2 protein-coding genes are annotated in these 22,445 nt (G+C 76.4%); both read left to right on the top strand.

Annotated elements, in window-relative coordinates:
- Positions 1–196 precede the first annotated feature (196 nt).
- Positions 197–12,943, top strand: a complete 12,747-nt coding sequence (locus tag BN6_RS23375) for a type I polyketide synthase (RefSeq protein WP_015102217.1) — start codon at positions 197–199, stop codon at positions 12,941–12,943.
- A gap of 38 nt (positions 12,944–12,981) precedes the next feature.
- Complete coding sequence (locus BN6_RS48030) at positions 12,982–22,395, top strand: type I polyketide synthase (protein WP_041313731.1); 9,414 nt, start codon at positions 12,982–12,984, stop codon at positions 22,393–22,395.
- The last annotated feature ends 50 nt before the right edge of the window (positions 22,396–22,445 follow it).

Here is a 22,445-nt window from a genome sequence, read left to right as displayed (position 1 = left end):
GTGCTGTCGCGGCAGGTGTTCCGGCCCGTGCCGGCCGGGCGGCCGAGGTGTCGGCGGCACGGCCGGCGGCCGGTGGCGCGAGCGGTTACCGCGACATGACCGGCGGTTGTCCCGACCTGGCGATACTGGTCCACGACGATCCGGATCGCGGGCTGTGGACCGAATTCTTTTTCGGCAACGCAAAAGGGGTTGACCGGTGCCTGAAATCGCTGTTGTCGGTGTCGCGTGCCGTTTGCCGATGGCCACCGGACCCGCCGGGTTCTGGACATTGCTGCGGTCCGGCGCCAGCGCGATCACCACCGGCCCGGACGGTGCCCGCGGCGGGTACCTGGCCGACGCGGACGGGTTCGACGCCGGGTTCTTCGGCGTGTCGCCCCGCGAAGCGGCGGCGACCGACCCGCAGCAGCGGCTGGTGCTGGAACTGGCGTGGGCGGCGCTGGAGGACGCGCGGGTGGTGCCCTCGACGGTGCGCGGCAGCCGGACCGGCGTGTTCGTCGGCGCGCTGCGCGACGACTACGCGGCCCTGGTGCACCGCAGCGGGCCCGCCGCCGTCACCTCGCACTCGATGACGGGCCTGAGCCGCGGCCTGATCGCCAACCGGGTGTCCTACGCGCTGGACTTCACCGGGCCCAGCCTGACCGTCGACACCGCGCAGTCCTCGTCGCTGGTGGCCGTGCACCTGGCGGTGGCCAGCCTGGAGGCGGGCGAGTCGGACCTGGCGCTGGCGGGCGGCGTGCACCTGGGGCTGCTGCCCGGCGGCCGGGTGGTCGAGGAGCGCTTCGGCGGGCTCAGCCCGGACGGTGTGAGCCGCGCGTTCGCGTCGGGGGCCAACGGTTTCGTGCCCGGCGAGGGCGCGGTGGTGCTGGTGCTCAAGCCGCTGGCGCGGGCTCAGGCCGACGGTGACCGGGTGTACGCGGTGGTGCGCGGCACGGCGGTCAACCACGGCGGCGCGGCACCCGGCCTGACCGTCCCCGGCGCGCCGGCCCAGACGGCGGTGGTGCGGGCGGCGCTGCGCCGCGCCGGGATCGAACCGGGCGCGGTCCGGTTCGTCGAGGCGCACGGCACCGGCACGGCCGTGGGCGACCCGGTCGAGGCGCGGGCGCTCGGCGCGGCGCTCGGTGCCGGCCGCCCGGCCGGGGACCCGCTGCTGATCGGCTCGGTGAAGCCCGCCATCGGCCACCTCGCGGGCGCGGCGGGCATCGCGGGCCTGCTCAAGGCCGTGCTCGCGGTGGCGCACCGGGAACTGCCCGGCACGCTGAACTTCACCGCGCCCAACCCGGACATCCCGTTCGCCGAGCTGGGGCTGGCGGTGGCCGCCGAGCCGGTCGCGCTGACCGGTCCGCTGGTGGCGGGCGTGAGCTCGTTCGGCATGGGCGGCACCAACTGCCACGTCGTGATCTCCGAAGCGCCCGCCGTCGTGCGGCCGCCGCGCGGCGACCTGCCCGACGGCCGGCCGTGGGTGGTGACCGCCGCAGCACCGGCCGCTTTGCGCGCCCGTGCCGCCGATCTGGCCGCGGTGGTGGGGGAGCACCCCGTCGACGTGGCCCACTCGCTGGTGGCGACGCGTGAGCTGCTGGCCGAGCGGGCGGTGGTGACCAGTCCCGGACCGGACCGGCGGGCGGCGGCGTTGGCGGCGCTGGCCGCCGGCGTGCCGCACCCGGACGTCGTCGTCGGCTCGGCGGGCGGGTCCGGCGGGCTGGGCGTGCTGTTCGCCGGGCAGGGTGGGCAGCGCGCGGGCATGGGGCTCGGGCTGGCGGCCGAGCACCCGGTGTTCGCCGCCGCGCACGCCGAGGTGAGCGCACTGCTGCCCGCCGAGGTGGGGCGCGCGGTGGCCACCGGCGAGCGGCTGGACGACACGGCGCTGACCCAGCCCGCGCTGTTCGCGCTGGAGGTCGCGCTCTACCGGCTGGCCGAGCACTGGGGGCTGCGGCCGACCCACCTGGTGGGCCACTCGGTGGGCGAGATCGCCGCCGCGCACGTCGCCGGGGTGCTGTCGCTGCCCGACGCGGCCCGGCTGGTGGTCGAGCGCGGCCGGCTGATGGGCGCGCTGCCGCCGGGCGGCGCGATGATCGCCGTCGGCGCGACCGAGGACGAGGTGCTGCCGCTGCTCGCGGACGTGCCGGAGGTCGGGATCGCCGCGGTGAACGCGCCGGGCTCGGTCGTGCTCTCCGGTGCCGCCGGGCCGTGCGCGCAGGTCGCCGAGGTGCTGCGGGCCCGGGGCCGCAAGGTCAAGCGGCTGCCGGTCTCGCACGCGTTCCACTCGCCGCTGATGGCCCCGGTGCTGGACCGCTTCCGCGAGGTGGTGGCGGGGCTGGAGTTCCACCCGGCGCGGCTGCCGGTGGTCTCCACCGTCACCGGGTCGGTCACCGGCGCGCTGTCCACCCCGGACTACTGGGTCGACCAGATCGCCGCCCCGGTGCGGTTCGCCGACGCCGTGCGGGCGCTCGCCGACGCGGGCGTGACCACCGCCGTCGAGCTGGGACCGGACGGGGCGCTGTCCGCGCCGGCCGCCGAGTCGGGGTGCGTCGCGGTCCCCGTGCTGCGCCGCGACCGGCCCGAACCCGAGACGTTCACCGCCGCGCTCGCCACCGCGTTCACCCGAGGGGCGGCGGTCGACTGGAGCCGCGCGTTCGACGGCGTCGACGTCCGCCCGGTCGACCTGCCCGGCTACCCGTTCCAGCGCGAACGCCACTGGTTCGACGCCCCGGCACCCGTCGCCACCGCACCCGCCGCCCCGGCACCCGCCGTGACGACGCCGGAAGCGGCCGGCGGGCGGCGGGCGGTGGCCGACCTGGTGCACGCGCACGTCGCCGCCGTCCTCGGGCACGCCGACGCCGACCGGGTCGACCGCGACCGGACCTTCCAGGCGCTCGGGTTCGACTCGCTGATGGCCGTGGAACTGCGCGACGCGCTGTCCGCCGTCGCCGGCACCGCCCTGCCCACCGGTCTGCTGTTCGACCACCCGACGCCCGCCGCGCTCGCCGACCACCTCACCGCGCTCGCCGCCGGCCGTGACGAGTCCGGTGTGGACACCCCGGCCGCCCGGGTCGACCCGGCCGAGCCGATCGCCGTCGTCGGGATGGCCGTGCGCTACCCCGGCGGTGTCGACTCGCCGGACGACCTGTGGCGGGTCGTCGAGGACGGGGTGGACGCCATCGGGCCGTTCCCGGCCGACCGGGGCTGGCCCGCCGACCTGTTCCACCCCGACCCGGACCGCAGCGGCCACAGCACGGTGGCGCGCGGCGGGTTCCTCGACGACGTGGCGGCCTTCGACGCGGCGTTCTTCGGCGTCTCGCCGCGCGAGGCGCTGGCGATGGACCCGCAGCAGCGGCTGCTGATGGAGACCGCCTGGTCGGCCGTCGAGCACGCGGGCATCGACCCGACCTCGTTGCGCGGCACGGACACCGGCGTGTTCGTCGGGGCCACCGCCGGCGACTACGGGCCCCGGCTGCACGACGGCCGCGCCGAGGTGGACGGGGCGGTGCTCACCGGCACCGCGCCCAGCGTGCTCTCCGGCCGGATCGCCTACCACCTCGGGCTGCACGGCCCCGCCGTCACGGTGGACACCGCGTGCTCGTCGTCGCTGGTCGCCCTGCACCTGGCGGTGCGGTCGCTGCGGTCGGGCGAGTTGGGGCTGGCGTTCGCGGGCGGTGTCGCGGTGATGGCCGGGCCCGGCATGTTCGTGGAGTTCTCCCGCCAGCGCGGCCTGGCCGCCGACGGCCGCAGCAAGGCGTTCTCGGCCGCCGCCGACGGCACGTCGTGGGCCGAGGGCGTGGGCGTGCTGCTGCTGGAGCGGCTGTCCGACGCGGTCCGCAACGGCCACCGCGTGCTGGCCACCGTGCGCGGCACGGCGATCAACTCCGACGGCGCGTCCAACGGCCTGACCGCGCCCAGCGGCCTGGCCCAGCGCCGGGTGATCCGGGCGGCGCTGGCCGACGCGGGCCTGCGGCCGTCCGACGTGGACGCGGTGGAGGCGCACGGCACCGGCACCCGGCTCGGCGACCCGATCGAGGCCGAGGCGATCGCCGCGACCTACGGCCGGGACCGCGACCGCCCGCTGGCGCTGGGGTCGCTGAAGTCCAACATCGGCCACGCGCAGGCGGCGGCGGGCGTGGGCGGCGTGGTCAAGATGGTGCTGGCGATGCGCCACGGCGTGCTGCCGGCGACCCTGCACGCCGACGAGCCGACCCCGCACGTGGACTGGACCGGCGACGTGGAGCTGCTCACGGCGGCCCGGCCGTGGGAGCGCGCCGGCCGCCCCCGCCGGGCCGGGGTCTCGTCGTTCGGCATCAGCGGCACCAACGCCCACGTCGTGATCGAGGAGCCGCCCGCCCCACCCGCCGCCGAGCCGGCTGACCGCGCGCCGGTGCGGCTGTGGGCGGTGTCCGGGGTCGACGCGGAGGCGTTGCGCGGTCAGGCCGCCGCGCTGGCCGAGCACGTGCGGGCCGCCGGGCCGGAGCCGGACGACGTGGCGCACACGCTGGCCCGCCGCACCGCGTTCGCGCACCGGGCCGTCGTGGTCGGGAGCCGGCCGCTCGCCGGGCTGGACGCGCTGGCCGCCGACGGCGACGCGCCCGGCCTGGTGCGCGGTGTCGCCGGCTCGCCCGACGTGGTCTGGCTGTTCTCCGGGCAGGGCGCGCAGCGGCCCGGCATGGGCGCGGGGCTGGCCGCGCACCCCGGCTTCCGGGAGCGGTTCGACCGCGTGGTCGCCGAGCTGGACCGGCACCTGGACCGGCCGCTGCGCGAGGTCCTGGGCACCGACGACGTGCACCGCACCGAGTACACCCAGCCCGCGCTGTTCGCGTTCGAGGTGGCCGCCGCGGGCCTGCTGCGCGACCTGGGGTGCGTCCCGGCCGCGCTGGTCGGGCACTCGGTGGGCGAGGTGGCCGCCGCGCACGTGGCCGGGCTGTGGTCGCTGCCCGACGCGGCCCGGCTCGTCGTGGCCCGGGGGCGGCTGATGGGCGCGGCCCGGCCGGGGGGCGTGATGGTCGCGCTGGAGGCGTCGGCCGACGAGGTGGAGCTGCCCGAGGGGGTCTCGCTGGCCGCCGTCAACGGGCCCCGCGCGGTGGTGGTGTCCGGTGACGCCGAGCCGACCCTGGCGCTGGCCGGGCAGTGGGCCGACCGCGGCCGGCGCACCCGGCGGCTCAAGGTCGGCCGGGCGTTCCACTCGCACCACATGGACGACGTGCTGGCGGGGTTCCGCGAGGTCGCGGCGAGCCTGGAGTACCGGGAGCCGGAGCTGGCGGTGGTGCCGACGGTGGCCGGCGCGACCGCCGACGACCTGCGCGACCCGGAGTACTGGGTGCGCCAGATCCGCACCGCCGTGCACTTCCACGACGCGGTGTCCGGGGTGACCGGCCTGCCGGTGGAACTCGGTCCGGACGCCGTGCTCGCCCCGCTGGTCCCCGGCACGGTGCCGCTGGCCCGCGCCGGCCGTGACGAGCCGGCGGTGTTCGCCGACGCGGTCGCCCGGTTGCACGTGGCGGGCGTCCCGGTCGACCTGGCCGCGCTCACTCCGGGCCGGCTGACCGACCTGCCGACCTACCGGTTCCGCCGGGAGCGGTTCTGGCTCGCCCCGGGCCGGTCGGTGGCGGGCGGCCACCCGCTGGTGTCGGCGGCCGTGTCGGTCGCCGGGCGGGACGAGACCGTGCTCACCGCCGAACTGGACGTGCGCAGCCACCCGTGGCTGGCCGATCACCGCATCGGGGACGCCGTCCTGGTGCCCGCGACGCTGTTCGTCGAGCTGGCGGGGGAGGCCGCGGCCCGCGCGGGCGCCGCCGGGGTGGCGGAGCTGGTGCTGGAGAAGCCGCTCCCGCTGCCCGACGCGGCCACCGTCACCGTGCAGGTCGTGGTGACCGGGCGGGACCTCGTGGTGCACGCCCGGGAAACCGACGACGACCCGTGGACCCGCCACGCGACCGGTGTGCTCGGCGACGGCACCGCGGCCCCCGGCGACCTCACCCAGTGGCCACCGTCCGGCGCGGACCCCGAAGACGTCACCGACGCCTACGCACGGCTCGCGGACTCCGGGTACCACTACGGCCCGGCGTTCGCCGGGGTGCGGGCGCTGTGGCGCGCGGGTGACGCCGTGTACGCCGAGATCACCCCGACCGTCGACGCCGCCGGCTACGGCGTGCACCCGGCGCTGCTGGACGCCGCCCTGCACCCGGCCGTGCTGGACCGGCCCGGCACCGCGCTGCCGTTCGCGTGGACCGACGTCCGCCGGCACGGCCCGGCCGCCGGGACCCTGCGGGTGCGGGTCACCCCGACCGGCGCGGACCGGGTCTCCGTGCTGGTCGCCGACGCCACCGGGGCCCCGGTCGTGTCGGTGGGGTCGCTCGTGCTGCGCCAAGTCGATCGGAGCGCGCTCGCCCCGGTCCGTGGCGGCCTGCACGTGGTCGGGTGGCGGCCTGTCGGCGTGCCGGCGACACCGCCCACCGACCACGTCGAACTGCCCGCCGACGCCGATCTGTCCACTGTGGATGAATCGGTGGCGGACGTGGTGTGGCGCGTGCCCGACACCGGGCCCGCGCCCGATCACGCCGTGCTGCACCGCACCGCCCGCCTGCTGCGCGAGTGGCTCGCCCTCGACTGGACCCAGGCCGCGCGGCTCACCGTCGTCACGAGCCGGTCCGCCGCCGGTCCGGTGTGGGGCCTGGTGCGCACCGCCCAGTCCGAGCACCCCGACCGGTTCGCCCTGGTCGACCTCGCCGCACCGGAGGACGGGGACGTGCTGCCCGCCGCGCTGGCGACCGGCGAACCCGCCCTCGCCGTGCGCGACGGGGCGTTTACCGCACCCCGCCTGGAGAAGACGACCGCAGCGACGGAAGTTGTCGAGTTCCCCGGCACCGTGCTCGTCACCGGCGGCACCGGCGGGCTCGGCGCGCTGGTGGCCCGGCACCTGGTGACGGCCCACGGCGTGCGCTCGCTGACACTGGTGGGCCGGCGCGGCCCGGACGCGCCCGGAGCCGACGCGCTGGCCGACGAACTCCGCGACCTCGGCGCGCGCGTCGACGTCGTCGCGGCCGACCTGGGGCTGCGCGCCGAAGTCGCCCGCGTGCTCGACGCCATCCCGGCCGACCGGCCGCTGTGCGCGGTCGTCCACGCGGCCGGGGTGCTGGCCGACGCGACCGTGCAGAACCTGACCGACGAGCGGATCAGCGCCGTGCTCACGCCCAAGGCGGACGCCGCCTGGCACCTGCACGACCTGACCCGCGACCGGCCGCTGACCGCGTTCGTGCTGTTCTCCTCGGTCTCCGCCGTGCTCGGCACGCCCGGCCAGGCCAACTACGCCGCCGCCAACGCCTACCTCGACGCCCTCGCCGCGCACCGCCACGAGCAGGGCCTGCCGGCCACGTCCGTGGCGTGGGGCCTGTGGTCCGAGGTCGGCATGGGTGCGGCGCTCGGCGACGCCGACCGCACCCGCTGGTCCCGGGCCGGCGTCGAACCGCTGGACCCGGCCGCCGGCCTGGCCCTGTTCGACGCCGTGCTCGGCGACCCGAGGCCCGCGCTGGTCGCCGCCCGCCTCACCCGCCGGCCCGCCGACCGCGCCCGTCCGGCCACTGTGGACGGTTCGTGGCGGGCCCGCACCGCCGCCCTGCCCGAGGACGCCCGCCGCACCGCCGTGCACGACCTGGTGCGGGCCACCGTCGCGGCCGTCCTGGGGCACGGCGACGCGGCGGGCGTGCCCGGCGACCGGCCGTTCCGCAACCTCGGGTTCGACTCGCTGGCCGGGCTGGAACTGCGGTCCCGGCTGGCCGAGCGCACCGGGCTGCGGCTGCCCGCGACCGCCACGTTCGACCACCCGACGCCGGACGCGCTGGCCGGGTACCTGCTCGGCCGGGTCATCGGGACGAAGGCCGCGGTGGTCGCCGCCGCGCCGGTCCGGGCCGACGAGCCGATCGCGATCGTGGGCATGGCGTGCCGCTTCCCCGGCGGTGTCGAGTCCCCGGCCGACCTGTGGCGGCTGGTCGCCGACGGCGTCGACGCGATCAGCGCGTTCCCGGACAACCGGGGCTGGGACCTGGACCGGCTCTACCACCCGGACCCCGACCACTCCGGCACGTCCTACGCCCGGCACGGCGGCTTCCTGCACGACGCCGACCTGTTCGACGCGGCGTTCTTCGGCATGTCGCCGCGCGAGGCGCTGGCCACCGACCCGCAGCACCGGCTGCTGCTGGAAACCGCGTGGGAGGCGTTCGAATCCGCCGGTCTCCCACCGGAGTCGGTGCGCGGCAGCCGGACCGGCGTGTTCGCGGGCGCGATGTACAACGACTACGCGTCCCGGCTGCCCGCCACGCCGGCCGAGGTGGAGGGGTTCCTGCTCACCGGCACCCTGTCCAGCGTCGTGTCCGGCCGGCTCGCCTACGTCTACGGGCTGGAGGGCCCGGCGGTCACCGTCGACACCGCGTGCTCGTCGTCGTTGGTGGCGCTGCACTTGGCCGCCAACGCGTTGCGGCGCGGCGAGTGCGACTTGGCGCTGGCCGGCGGCGTGACGCTGATGTGCGGGCCGGACACGTTCGTGGAGTTCTCCCGGCAGCGCGGGCTGGCGGAGGACGGCCGCTGCCGGTCGTTCGGCGCGGGCGCGTCGGGCACCGGCTGGTCCGAGGGGGCGGGACTCCTGCTGGTCGAACGGCTGTCCGACGCCCGCCGCAACGGACACCGCGTGCTGGCCGTCGTCCGGGGCTCGGCGGTGAACTCCGACGGCGGGTCCAACGGGTTGACCGCACCCAACGGACCGTCGCAGGAACGGGTGATCCTGGCCGCGCTCGCGGATGCCGGGCTTCGTCCGTCCGATGTGGACGCTGTGGAGGCGCACGGCACCGGAACGGCCCTGGGCGACCCGATCGAGGCGACGGCGCTGCTCTCGGTGTACGGACAGGACCGGGATCGTCCTCTCTGGTTGGGGTCGTTGAAGTCGAACATCGGTCATTCGCAGGCTGCTGCTGGTGTGGGTGGGATCATCAAGGTGGTGGAGGCGTTGCGGCACAGTGTGTTGCCGCGCACTTTGCACGCGGAGGAGCCCAGTCCGCATGTCGATTGGGACAGCGGTGCGGTGCGGTTGTTGACGGAACAGCAGCCGTGGTCGCGGGGTGGTCGTCCGCGTCGGGCGGGGGTGTCGTCGTTCGGGATCAGCGGGACGAACGCGCACGTCGTCATCGAGGAACCCGAACCGGTGCCGCCCGCCGAGCCGACCGGGCCCGTCGCCTGGCTGGTGACCGGCCGCGACGACGAGGACCTGCGCGCCACCGCCGCCCGGCTGCGACCCGCCGCCGAGACCGCGCACCCGGCCGACGTCGGCGCGACCCTGGCCACCCGCACCCGCCACCCGCGCCGGGTCGTGCTCACCGGGGACGACCTGCTCGCCGGGCTGGACGCGGTCGCCGCCGGCACCGCCCACCCCGCCGTGCTGCCGGTGTCGGACGCCCCGCCCGGCCGCACCGCGTTCCTGCTCGCCGGGCAGGGCAGCCAGCGGCTCGGCATGGGTCGTGACCTGGCCGCCGCGTCGACGCCGTTCGCCGAGGCGTTCGCCGAGGTCGCCGCCGAACTCGACCCGCACCTGCCCACGCCGCTGGCCGACGTGCTGGCCGACGCGGACGCGCTCGACCACACCGCGTCCGCGCAGCCCGCGCTGTTCGCCGTGGAGGTCGCGCTGGCCCGCGCCCTCGCCGCGCACGGCATCACGCCGGACTACCTGCTGGGGCACTCCGTTGGCGAGGTCGCCGCCGCCCACCTGGCCGGGGTGCTCGACCTGGCCGACGCCTGCCGGTTCGTCGCGGCGCGCGGCCGGCTGATGGGCGCGGCCCGTCCCGGCGGGCTCATGGTCGCCCTGCGCGCCGACGAGGACGAGGCCCGCGCCCTGATCGGCGACCACGCCGGGGTGGCCGTCGCCGCCGTCAACGGGCCGCGGTCCACCGTCGTGTCCGGCGACGCCGAAGCGGTCCGCGCGATCGCCGAGCGGTGGAGCGCCGCCGGTCACCGGGCCCGGCCGCTGACGGTGAGCCACGCGTTCCACTCCCCGCACATGGACCACGTGCTGGCCGAGATCCGGGAGGTGGCCGCGTCGCTGACCTTCCACGAGCCGCGCATCCCGGTGGTGTCCAACGTGACCGGCCGGCTCGCCACCGCCGACGAGCTGCGATCGCCGGACTACTGGGCCCGGCACGTCCGCGCCGCCGTCCGCTTCCACGACGGCCTGCGCACGTTGGCCGGGGCGGGCGTGACCGAGTTCCTGGCCGTGGGACCGGACGCCTCGCTCGCCGTCCTGGCCGAGGAGGCGCTGCCCGACGCGGGCCTGGTGGTGCCGGTGCTGCGCCCCGGCCGGCCCGAACCGGACGCCTTCACCGCCGCCCTGGCCGCACGGGCCGCGCGCGGCGCGGACGTCACCGGGCTCAACACCGGTGGCCGGCTGGTCGACCTCCCCGGCCCCGCGTTCCGCCGGACCCGCTACTGGCTCGACGCCCCGGCCGCCGCACCCGACGCGGCCGGCCTGGGCGTCGACCCCGCCGGACACGCGCTGCTCGGCGTCGCCGTGCGGCCGGCGGACCGCGACGGCGTGCTGCTCACCGGGTCGCTGTCCGCGCGCAGCCACCCGTGGCTGGCCGACCACCGGGTCGACGGCGAGGCGCTGGTGCCCGGCACCGCCCTGCTGGACCTCGCGCTGCACGCCGGGGCCGCCGTGGACTGCCCGGCCGTGACCGAGCTGACCCTGGGCGTGCCGCTGGTGCTGCCCGAGTCCGACGCGGTGCGGGTGCAGGTCGTCGTGGGCGCGCCCGACGCGGACGCCACCCGGCCCGTGGAGGTGTTCGCGCACCTGGGGACGTGGACGGCCGTCGCGAGCGGGCGGGTGGCTCCCGGCGCGGACGCCGTGCCCGGCCTGACCGAGTGGCCGCCCGCCGCCGAGGAGATCGACCTGACCGGGGCCTACGACCGGCTCGCCGACCACGGTTACGGCTACGGGCCCGCGTTCCGGGGGCTGCGCCGGGCGTGGCGGGCCGGCGAGGTCCGCTACGCCGAGGTGGCGGCCGACGAGACGGGCGCGCACGTCCTGCCGCCCGCGCTGCTCGACGCCGCGCTGCACCCGCTGCTGCCCGGCGTCGACCCGGACGCGCCGGCCCGGATCCCGTTCACCTGGACCGACGTGGCGGTCCACCCCGGCACCCGGCCCACCGCGCTGCGGGTGCGGCTGACCCCGGTGGGCGCGGACGCGGTGGCCGTGCTGGCGGCCGACGGGACCGGCGCGCCGGTCGTCTCGGCGACGCTCGCGCTGCGCCCGAAAGCCGCCGCAGCGCCCGGCCTGCACCGGCTGGCCTGGCGACCCACCGGCCCCGCGACCGGCGAACGCGCCACCACCGTGTTCCGCGTGCCGGCCGAGGAGCCCCCGGGCGGTCAGGTCGTCGAGGTGCTGAAGGTGGTGCAGGACTGGCTGGCCACGCCCGCCGGGGTGCTGGCCGTGGTGACGCGCGGCGCGGTCGCCGCCGGACCGGGCGACGTGCCGGACCCGGCGCAGGCCGCCGTGTGGGGTCTGCTGCGCAGCGCGCGGACCGAGCACCCGGACCGGTTCGCGCTGGTCGACCTCGAACCCGGCGGCGAGCGGACCGACGACGAGGTGGCGGGCCTCGCGGCCGGCGGGCCGGTGGCCGTGCGCGGCGGGGTCGCGCTCGAACCCGTGCTGGTGCGCGGCACCCCGCCCGGCCCGTCGCCGGACAACCCGTGGACCGGCGGCACCGTGCTGATCACCGGCGGGACCGGCGCGCTCGGCGCGGTGCTCGCCCGCCACCTGGTGACCGTCCACGGTGCCCGCGACCTGCTGCTGATCAGCCGGCGCGGGCTGGCCGCGCCGGGAGCGGAGCGGTTGCGCGACGACCTGACGGCGCTCGGCGCGCACGTCGTGGTCGAGGCGTGCGACGCCGCCGACCGCGCCGCCCTGGCCGACCTGCTGCACCTGCACCCGGTGCACGCCGTCGTGCACACCGCCGGCGTGCTGGACGACGTCCCGGTCACCGGCCTCACCCCGGACCGGCTCGCCACCGTGCTGCGGGCGAAGGCCGACGCCGCCTGGCACCTGCACGAGCTGGTCGGGGACGTCGCCGCGTTCGTGCTCTACTCCTCGGTCGCCGGCCTGCTCGGCACGGCGGGCCAGGCGAACTACGCCGCCGGCAACGCGTTCCTGGACGCGCTCGCCGCGCACCGCGCCGGCCGCGGCCTGCCCGGGACCTCGCTGGCGTGGGGCGTGTGGGACCAGGCGGGCGCGATGGCCGGGCACCTCACCGACGCCGACCGGACCAGGCTGCGCCGGGTCGGGCTGGTGCCGCTGACCGAGGACCGGGCGATGGCGCTGTTCGACGCCGCGATCGCCGACCCCGACCCGCTGGCCGTGCTGACCCGGTTCGACCTGGCCGCCGCCGACCCGCACCCGCTGCTCGCCGCGCTGGCCCCGCCGCGCCGCGACACCGGGCGGCCGGCGGCGACCGGCCCGGACCCGGCGAGCCTGGCCGCGCTGCCGCCCGCCCGGCGCCGGCAGGTGCTGGTCGACCTGGTGCGCACCGAGGTGGCAGCCGTGCTCGGGCACCCCGACCCGACCGGCGTCAGCGAGCACGCGGCGTTCGGCGGGCTCGGGTTCGACTCGCTGACGGCGGTCGAGCTGCGCAACCGGCTCGGCGCGGCCACCGGCCGGCGGCTGCCCACGTCGCTGGTGTTCGACCACCCCACGGCGGGCGCGGTCGCGGACCTGCTGGCGGCCGGCCTGCCCGCGCCCGGCCAGGTCGCGCTGGACCGGCTGGAGGAGGCCGTCCGGACCGCCCTGGCCGACGGCGTCGACCCGGTAGAGCTGGGCGACCGGCTGCGCGGCCTGCTCGACCTGCCGGAGCCCGGCACCGGGCTGGCCGCCGCGTCCGACGACGAGCTGTTCGCCCTGGTCGACGGGTTCGGCACCCCGGCATGACCGACGGAAACCCTGTGGCACGGAGGAAAGCGGGAACGGTGGCAGACGAGGACAAGCTCCGCGAGTACCTGAAGCGCGCCGTCGCCGAGGCCAAGGACGCCCGGGACCGGTTGCGCGAGGCCGAGGACCGCCGGCACGAGCCGATCGCGATCGTCGGGATGGGGTGTCGTTACCCGGGTGGGGTGGCGTCGCCGGCTGATCTGTGGCGGTTGGTGGCTGGTGGTGTGGATGCGGTCGGCCCGTTTCCTTCTGATCGTGGTTGGGATGTAGAGGGTTTGTACGATCCTGATCCGGATCGGGTGGGGCACAGTTACACGCGGTCGGGTGGGTTCTTGAGTGATCCGGCCGGGTTCGACGCCGGGCTGTTCGGGATGTCTCCGCGTGAGGCGCTGGCCACGGACCCGCAGCAACGGCTGCTGTTGCAGACCGCGTGGGAAGCCTTGGAGCACGCGGGAATCCGCCCGGACGGGCTGCGTGACCGGCGCGTCGGCGTCTACACCGGGCTGATGTACAGCGACTACGGCAGCCGCCCGTCACCCGGCGAGTTCGAGGGCTACCTCTACAGCGGCAGCGCGGGCAGCGTCGCGGCGGGCCGGCTGTCCTACGTGTTCGGCCTGGTCGGACCGTCGATCGCGGTCGACACGGCCTGTTCGTCGTCGCTGGTCGCCCTGCACCTGGCGATGAACGCCCTGCGGCGCGGCGAGTGCGACCTGGCGCTGGCGGGCGGCGCGGCGGTGATGGCGACCCCCATGCCGTTCCTCGAATTCTCGCGGCAGCGCGGGTTGTCGCCGGACGGCCGGTGCAAGGCGTTCGGTGCCGGCGCGGACGGCACCGGGTGGGCCGAGGGTGTGGGCGTGCTGGCCGTGGAACGCCTGTCCGACGCCGTGCGGTCCGGTCACCACGTGCTCGCCGTGCTGCGCGGTTCGGCCGTGAACTCCGATGGCGCGTCCAACGGGCTGACCGCGCCCAACGGGCCGTCGCAGGAACGGGTGATCCTCGCGGCACTGGCCGATTCGGGGCTCACACCGTCCGATGTGGACGCTGTCGAAGGGCACGGCACCGGCACGGCGTTGGGCGACCCGATCGAGGCCAACGCCTTGTTGTCGACCTACGGCCGTGATCGCGATCGTCCGCTGTGGTTGGGTTCGTTGAAGTCGAACATCGGTCACGCGCAGGCGGCTGCGGGTGTGGGTGGGATCATCAAGGTGGTCGAGGCGTTGCGGCACGGGGTGCTGCCCCGGACCTTGCACGCCGACGACCCCAGCCCGCGCGTCGATTGGGACAGCGGCGCGGTGCGGTTGTTGACTGAGCAGCAGCCGTGGCCGGTGGGCGAACGTCCGCGTCGGGCGGGTGTCTCCTCGTTCGGCTTCGGCGGCACGAACGCGCATGTCATCGTCGAGGAGTACCAACCGGAACCCGCCGCCGCCCCGGTCGTGCCGCCTGTGTTGCCGTGGGTGTTGTCCGCCGCCGACCCTACGGCCGTGCGCGACCAGGCCGTTCGGCTGCTGGACGTGGTCGACGTGCGCGAGCCGGCCGATGTCGCCCGCACTCTCGCCACCGGCCGTGCCCGGCTCGCCGCGTCCGCCGTCGTCACCGGCCGGGACCGTGCGGAACTGGTCGCCGGGTTGCGTGCCGTCGCGGCGGGCGGCCCTGTCGTGACCAGGGTTCCCGGGCGCACCGGGTTCCTGTTCCCCGGTCAGGGCGCGCAACGGGCCGGGATGGGTTTGGCGCTGGCTGAGGTGTTCCCGGCGTTCGGCGAGAAGTACTCCGTGCTGCTGGAACGCTTTCCGGGCCTGCGGGAGGCCGTGGCGTCCGGAGTTGGTCTGGACGGGACGGGTTTCGCGCAGCCGGGTCTGTTCGCGTTGGGTGTGGCGTTGGCGGAGCTGGTGGGTTCGTGGGGCGTGCGGCCCGATTTCGTGGCGGGTCACTCGGTCGGCGAGATGGCTGCGGCTCACATCGCGGGTGTGCTTTCGCTGGACGACGCCGTGACGTTGGTGTCGGCTCGCGCCCGGCTGATGGCCGCTCTGCCGACTGGTGGGGCGATGGTCGCGGTACGGGCGAGCGAGCAGGACGTTCTTCCTTTGCTGGAAACGGGAGTTGAGGTCGCGGCGGTGAACGGGCCGCGCTCGGTGGTGTTGTCGGGTGACGAGGAGGCGGTGTCGCGGGTCGCGGATCGGTTGGCTGCCGATGGTGTGAAGGTGACCCGGTTGACGGTGTCGCACGCGTTCCACTCGGCGCGGATGGACCCGATGCTGGCCGAGTTCCGGAGCGTGGTGGCACGACTCGACTTCCGGCCACCGCAGATCCCGGCGGTGTCCACGGTGACGGGCGAGGTCGTGTCCGGCGACGAGTTCGCCGACCCCGACTACTGGGTGACACAGGTGCGCCGGACCGTCCGGTTCGGCGACGCGGTCCGCACCGCCGCCGCGAACAACGTCACCCGGTTCCTCGAACTCGGACCCGCCACGACGCTGTCGGCGCTGGTGGAGACCGCCGAACTACCGGGTGACGTGGCCGCGATCCCGTTGCTGCGCGCGGAACACGACGAAGCCACCACCGCCGTGAACGCCATCGCCACCCTCGGGGCACGCGGCGCGGACGTGGACTGGGCCGCGTTCTTCGCCGGTGCCCGCACGGTCCCGCTGCCCACCTACCCGTTCCGGACCGAGCGGTACTGGATCGACCCCGTGCGCACCGCGGCCGACGCCCACGACTTCGGGTTGACGGCGATCGGGCACCCGGTGCTCGGCGCGGTCGTGCACACGGTGACCGGCGGTGTGCTGCTGACCGGCCGGCTGTCCCTCCGGACGCACCCGTGGCTGGCCGACCACCGGGTGGGCGCGGACGTCGTCGTGCCCGGCGCGGCCGTGCTGGACTGGGTGCTGCGCGCCGGCGTGGAGGTGGCGGCACCCAGGGTCCGCGATCTCGCCCTCACCGCCCCGCTCGTCGTCGGACCCGCCGGACTGGACGTCCAGGTCGAGGCGTCCGCTGACGGCGTGGTCGCCGTGCACGCCCGCGCGGACGACGGCCCGTGGACCACCCACGCCACCGGCACCCTCGCGCCCGCCGGCCGGGCCGCCGCCGACGCGCTGTCGGTGTGGCCGCCGGCCGGTGACCCCGTCGACGTGGCCGAGGTCTACCGGGTCGCCGCCGCCGCAGAGCTGGAGTACGGGCCCGCCTTCCGGGGCCTGGTCGCCGGGTGGCGGTCGGACGTGCGGCACGCCGAGATCGCGTTGCCCGCCGGCCCGGCCGGCGCGGTGCTGGACCCGGCGCTGCTCGACGCCGCGCTGCACGTGCTGATCCCGGACGACCCGCGCCCGCGCGTCCCGTTCGCCTGGGCCGGGGTCGAGGTGCTCGACCCGGCGGCCACGCCCGCGCGGGCCCGCCTCACCCCGCGCCCGGACGGCACGGTCGCGCTGCTGCTCGCCGACGCCGGCGGCCGGCCGGTCGCCACCGTGGACGCGCTCACCCTGCGCCCGCTGACCCGCCCCGGCCCGGACGGCCTGCACACCGTGGACTGGCGGCCGGTGCCCGTGCCGGACCGCCCGGCCGGTGCCGAGGTGTTCACCGTCCCGGCCGGTGCCGGCCCGACCGACCGGAACCCGGTGCACGCCACCCTGGCCCGGCTCCAGCGGTGGCTCGCCGACGACCGCCCCGGCCCGCTGGTGGTGCACACCCGGGGCGCGATCGCCGCCGGCGGCCCGCCCATCGACCCGGCGCAGGCCCCGGTGTGGGGTCTGGTGCGGTCGGCGCAGGCCGAGCACCCGGACCGGTTCGTGCTCGTGGACGGCGACGGCGACCCCCGGCTCGCGGCGGGCACCGGCCGGCCCCAGGTCGCGATCCGGGCCGGCGCGCTGCTCGTGCCCCGGCTGACCCGCGCGCCCGGCACGCCCGACACCCCGCCGTCCTGGTCCGCCGGCACGGTCCTGGTCACCGGGGCCACCGGCGCGCTCGGCGCGGCCCTGGTGCGGCACCTGGTGGACGGGCACGGGGCGCGGGACGTCGTCCTGCTCAGCCGGCGCGGACCCGACGCGCCCGGCGCGGCGGACCTGGCCGGACCCGGGGTCCGGCTGCTGGCGGTGGACGTGACCGACCGGGACGCGCTGGCCCGGGTGGTCGCCGACCTGCCGGACCTGCGGGCCGTCGTGCACCTGGCGGGCGTCTCGGACGACCGGGTGCTGACCGACCTCACCCCGGAGCACCTCGACACCGCCCTGGGGCCCAAGGCCGACGCCGCCTGGCACCTGCACGACCTGACCCGCGACCGCGACCTGACGGCGTTCGTCCTCTACTCCTCGCTGGCCGGCGTGCTCGGCACGGCGGGCCAGGCGAACTACGCCGCCGCGAACACCGCGCTGGACGCCCTCGCCGCGCACCGGGCGGCGGCCGGGTTGCCCGCCGTCTCGATCGCCTGGGGCCTGTGGGAGGCGGACAGCGCACTGTCCGCCGGGCTCGGCACCGCCGACCTGGCCCGCCTGGAACGCGTCGGCGTCCGTGCGCTGTCCACTTCGGACGGTATGGCGCTGTTCGACCTGGCGGTCGCCGGCACGGACCCCGCGCCGGCCGCCGCCCGGCTGGACCTCGCGGCGGCCGGCGCACCAGGCCCGGCCACGCCGGGTGTGCTGCGAACCGCCGCAGCGGCCCCGGCTCCGTCGAACCGGCTGGCCGGGCTCGGCGGGGAGGACCGCGTGCGGGCGTTGCGCGACCTGGTGCGGGCGGAAGCCGCCGCCGTCCTGGGGCACGCCGACCCGGCGGGCATCGCCGATCGGAAACCGTTCCGCGACCAGGGTTTCGACTCGCTGACGGCGGTCGAGCTGCGCAACCGGGTGGCCGCCGCGACCGGTGTCCGGCTGCCCGCCACCGTCGTGTTCGACCACCCCGACCTGGCCGCGTTCGTCGCCCACCTCGACCGCGAGCTCGCGGGCACCGGGCCCGCCGCGCCGGTGGTGGCCGTGGCGACCACCGAGCCGATCGCGATCGTCGGGATGGGGTGTCGTTATCCGGGTGGGGTGGCGTCGCCGGCTGATCTGTGGCGGTTGGTGGCGGCCGGTACGGATGCGGTTGGGCCGTTTCCTTCTGATCGTGGGTGGGATGTAGAGGGTTTGTACGATCCTGATCCGGATCGGGTGGGGCACAGTTACACGCGGTCGGGTGGGTTCTTGAGTGATCCGGCCGGGTTCGATGCCGGGTTGTTCGGGATGTCTCCGCGTGAGGCGCTGGCCACGGACCCGCAGCAACGGCTGTTGCTCGAAACCACCTGGGAGGCGTTCGAAAGTGCCGGTATCGCGCCGGATTCGGTGCGCGGCAGCCGGACCGGGGTGTTCACCGGTGTGATGTACCACGACTACGGCGTGGGGGTGGACCGGCTGCCTGACGGCATCGAGGGCTACCTCGCGACCGGCAGCGCGGGCAGCGTGGCATCGGGTCGGGTCGCCTACACGTTCGGGCTCACCGGGCCCGCGCTGACCGTCGACACCGCGTGCTCGTCGTCGTTGGTGGCGTTGCACCTGGCCGCCAACGCGTTGCGGCGCGGTGAGTGCGACCTGGCCGTGGCGGGCGGGGCGGCGGTGATGGCGACTCCGACCGCGTTCGTGGAGTTCTCGCGGCAGCGCGGGCTGTCGCCGGACGGCCGGTGCAAGGCGTTCGGTGCCGGCGCGGACGGCACGGGGTGGGCCGAGGGCGTGGGCGTGCTCGTCGTCGAACGCCTCTCCGATGCCCGCCGCAACGGGCACCGCGTGCTGGCCGTCGTCCGGGGCACCGCCGTGAACTCCGATGGCGCGTCCAACGGCCTGACCGCCCCCAACGGTCCTGCCCAGGAGGCGGTGATCCTGGCCGCACTCGCGGACGCGGGTCTGGTTCCGTCCGATGTGGACGTGGTGGAGGCGCACGGCACCGGTACCGCTCTGGGTGACCCGATCGAGGCCAACGCCCTGTTGTCGACCTACGGCCGTGATCGCGATCGTCCTCTCTGGTTGGGGTCGTTGAAGTCGAACATCGGTCATTCGCAGGCTGCTGCGGGTGTTGGTGGGATCATCAAGGTGGTGGAGGCGTTGCGGCACAGTGTGTTGCCGCGCACTCTGCACGCGGAGGAGCCCAGTCCGCATGTGGACTGGGACAGTGGCGCGGTGCGGTTGTTGACGGAACAGCAGCCGTGGTCGCGGGGTGGTCGTCCGCGTCGGGCGGGTGTGTCGTCGTTCGGGATCAGCGGGACGAACGCGCACGTCGTCATCGAGGAACCCGAACCGGCCGTGGCCCCCGATTGGGCCGTTCCCGCTGTGCTTCCGCTGGTGGTGCGCGGTGCGACTCCGCAGGCCGTCCACGAGTGGGCCGCACGGCTGGTGGCCCAGGTGGCGGACCCGGCCGTCGAACCGCTGGACGTCGCCGCCACGCTGGCCACCGGGCGGGCCGTTCTCCCGCACCGGGCCGTGGTCGTCGGTGCCGACCGTGCCGCGCTGCTCGACGGCTTGCGCGAACTCGCGGACGGTCCGGTCGCGGATCCGGTCACGGGTGACACCGGGTTCCTGTTCCCGGGTCAGGGCGCGCAGCGGGCGGGCATGGGGTTCGAGCTGGCCCAGGCGTTCCCGGCGTTCGCTGAACCGTACTTCGCCCTGCTGGACCGGTTCCCGGGCCTGCGGGAGGCCGTGGAGTCCGGGGATGGCCTCGACGGGACGGGTTTCGCGCAGCCGGGTCTGTTCGCGTTGGGTGTGGCGTTGGCGGAGCTGGTCGGATCGTGGGGCGTGCGACCGGACTTCGTGGTCGGTCACTCGGTCGGCGAGGTCGCCGCCGCGCACGTCGCGGGCGTGCTCTCGCTGGATGACGCGGTGGCCTTGGTGTCGGCTCGGGCGCGTTTGATGGCCGCTCTGCCGACTGGTGGGGCGATGGTCGCGGTACGGGCGAGCGAAGAGGACGTGCTGCCGCTGCTGGAGCCGGAGGTCGAGGTCGCGGCGGTGAACGGGCCGCGCTCGGTGGTGTTGTCGGGTGTCGAAGAGGCGGTGTCGCGGGTCGCGGATCGGTTGGCTGCCGATGGTGTGAAGGTGACGCGGTTGACGGTGTCGCACGCGTTCCACTCGGCGCGGATGGACCCGATGCTGGACGGGTTCCGGGACGTGGTGGCCCGACTGGAGTTCCGGCCGCCGCGCATCCCGATGGTCTCGACGCTGACGGGCAGCGCCGTGCCCGGTGACGAACTCGCCGACCCCGACTACTGGGTGACGCAGGTGCGCCGGACCGTCCGGTTCGGCGACGCCGTCCACACGGCCGTCGCGAACGGCGTCGGGCGGTTCGTCGAACTCGGGCCCGACGCGGTGCTCACGCCGTTGGTGGGGCTCTCCGCCGACGTGCCGGCGGTCGCGCTGCTGCGCCGGGAACGTTCCGAGCCGGCGACTCTCGTTTCGGCACTCGGAACCGCGCACGCGGTGGGTGCGGACGTCGACTGGTCGGCGTACTTCGCGGGCACGGGAGCCCGGACGGTCTCGTTGCCCACCTACCCGTTCGAGCACCGCTCGTACTGGCTGACCGCAGGTCGCGGCCGGGACCCGCAGGGCGCGCCCGTGGTCCTCGCCGACGGCAGCGCGCTGCTCACCGGGGAACTCCCGGCCGACGCGTTGCCGCTCCGGCACACCGTGCACGGCGTGCCGGTGCTGTCCGGGGCAGTTGTGGCCGCCTTGGCACTTCGTGTCGGCGAATCGGTCGGGACGCCGACGCTGTCCACAATGGACCTGGAAGGCCCGGTGGCAGTGCCCACCCGGGGCACGGTCGCCTACCAGATCAGGGTCGGTTCTCCCGACGACAGCGGCGATCGGCCGGTCACCGCCCACGTCCGGACCCGCGCTGACGGTCCGTGGACCGCAGCCGCGTCCGGCGTGCTCACCGCGGCGAGCGTCCCGCCGGCCGTGGCAGCCGCCGTGCCGCTGCCGGTCGAAGTACCCGCCGAGCTGCCCGAAACCGTGGTGGACGCGGTGTTGCCGCGTGCCGACGATTCCCAGTGGCGCAAGCACTGGCGCGGGGTGCGGAGGTTCCCCGGCGGTGTCCCGGAACGTGCCGCCGTGACCGGGACGTCCGTGGCGCTGCTCGACGCCGACGGCACGGTGGTGTTCGCCGTCGAGGAGGTCACCTCGGTCGTGGTCGACCGGGTCGCGCCCGACCCCGGTGACGCCCTGTTCGCCGTGCGCTGGGTGGAAATCCCCAGCCGACCGGTGGCCTGGGACGGTGCGGACGCCGTCCTGCTGCGGCCCGAACCCGACGAGCTGGACCGCGTGCTGGCCGACCGGCTCGCCGGACCGGGCGGCGCGCGGCTGGTCGTGGCGGCCCCGCCGGATGCGGTGCGGGAGTGGCAGGAGCGCCACCCCGGCCGGATCACCGCCCTGCGCACCGACAGCACCACCCCGCCGCCGGGACTGCCCGACGGGGACGAACCCGTCGTCTCGTGGCTCGCCGGGGTGCTCACCGCGCCCCGGCTCACCCCGGCCGGCCCCGCCCCGGCCCCGGCGCTCGACGGCCGGATCGCGGTGTCCGGGCCGGACTGGCTGACCCGGCACCTGGCCGAACGCCACGGCCCGACCCGACTCCTCGACGCGGACCCGGCAGCCCTCGCCGGGCAGGACGTGGCGGCGGTGTTCCTGGCCGACGCGACCGCCGAGCGGGCCCGCGAACTGGCCGAGGCCGCGCCGGGCGCGCTGCTCGTGCTGTTCACCGACGTCGCGGCGATCTCACCCGTGCCGAACGCCGAGGCGGCGGCCCTGATCGCCTTCGCCGAGGACCACCGGGCGCGGGTGATCGCCTGGGGACGTCCGGACGACGTGGTGGGCCCGGTCGACCCCGCCACCGGGGCCCTGCTGGTGGACGCCGCCCTCGGTGCGGACGAGACCCTGCTCGTCGCGGGCCCGGTCCGGACCGACGTGGTGCGCGACCGGGGCGTTCCGGCGCTGTTCCGCGACCTCGTGCCGCCCGCCGCCGCGCCGCCCCCGGCCCGGCTGGACCTGTCCGAGCTGGACGACGACGCCCGTGACCGCGCCGTGCTGGACGCGATCCGCACCCAGGCCGCCGCCGTCCTCGGGCACGGCGACCCGGCCGCCGTCGGCCGCGACCGGGCGTTCCACGACGCCGGGTTCGACTCGATGACGGCGGTGGAGCTGGGCAAGCGGCTCGGTGCGGCCCTCGGGGTCGCGCTGCCCGCCACCGCCCTGTTCGACCACGCCACGCCCGCCGCGCTCGCCAAGTTCGTCGTGGAGCGGCTCGACGCGGCGTCCGGTCCGCTCGCGCACCTCGCCGGGCTGGAGAGCGCGCTCGCCGCCGACCCGCCCGGCGGGCCCCGCGCGGAGGCGGTGGCGCGGCGGCTGCGGGACCTGCTCGCCGTGCTGGAACCCGACCGCGCCGCCGTGGACGAGGAGATCTCGGCGGCCTCGGTCACCGAGATCTTCGACCTGATCGACAGCGAGTTCGGCAGTGCCTGACCACCCCGCCCAGCCCGACCGCCCCGCAGAAGGAGACGCGCCCGCCATGG

Origin of the sequence: Saccharothrix espanaensis DSM 44229, from assembly GCF_000328705.1 — a bacterium.
GTDB lineage: Bacteria > Actinomycetota > Actinomycetes > Mycobacteriales > Pseudonocardiaceae > Actinosynnema > Actinosynnema espanaense.
Note: the sequence above shows the minus strand (reverse complement) of the source record. Positions and strands in the feature narration are given on the sequence as shown.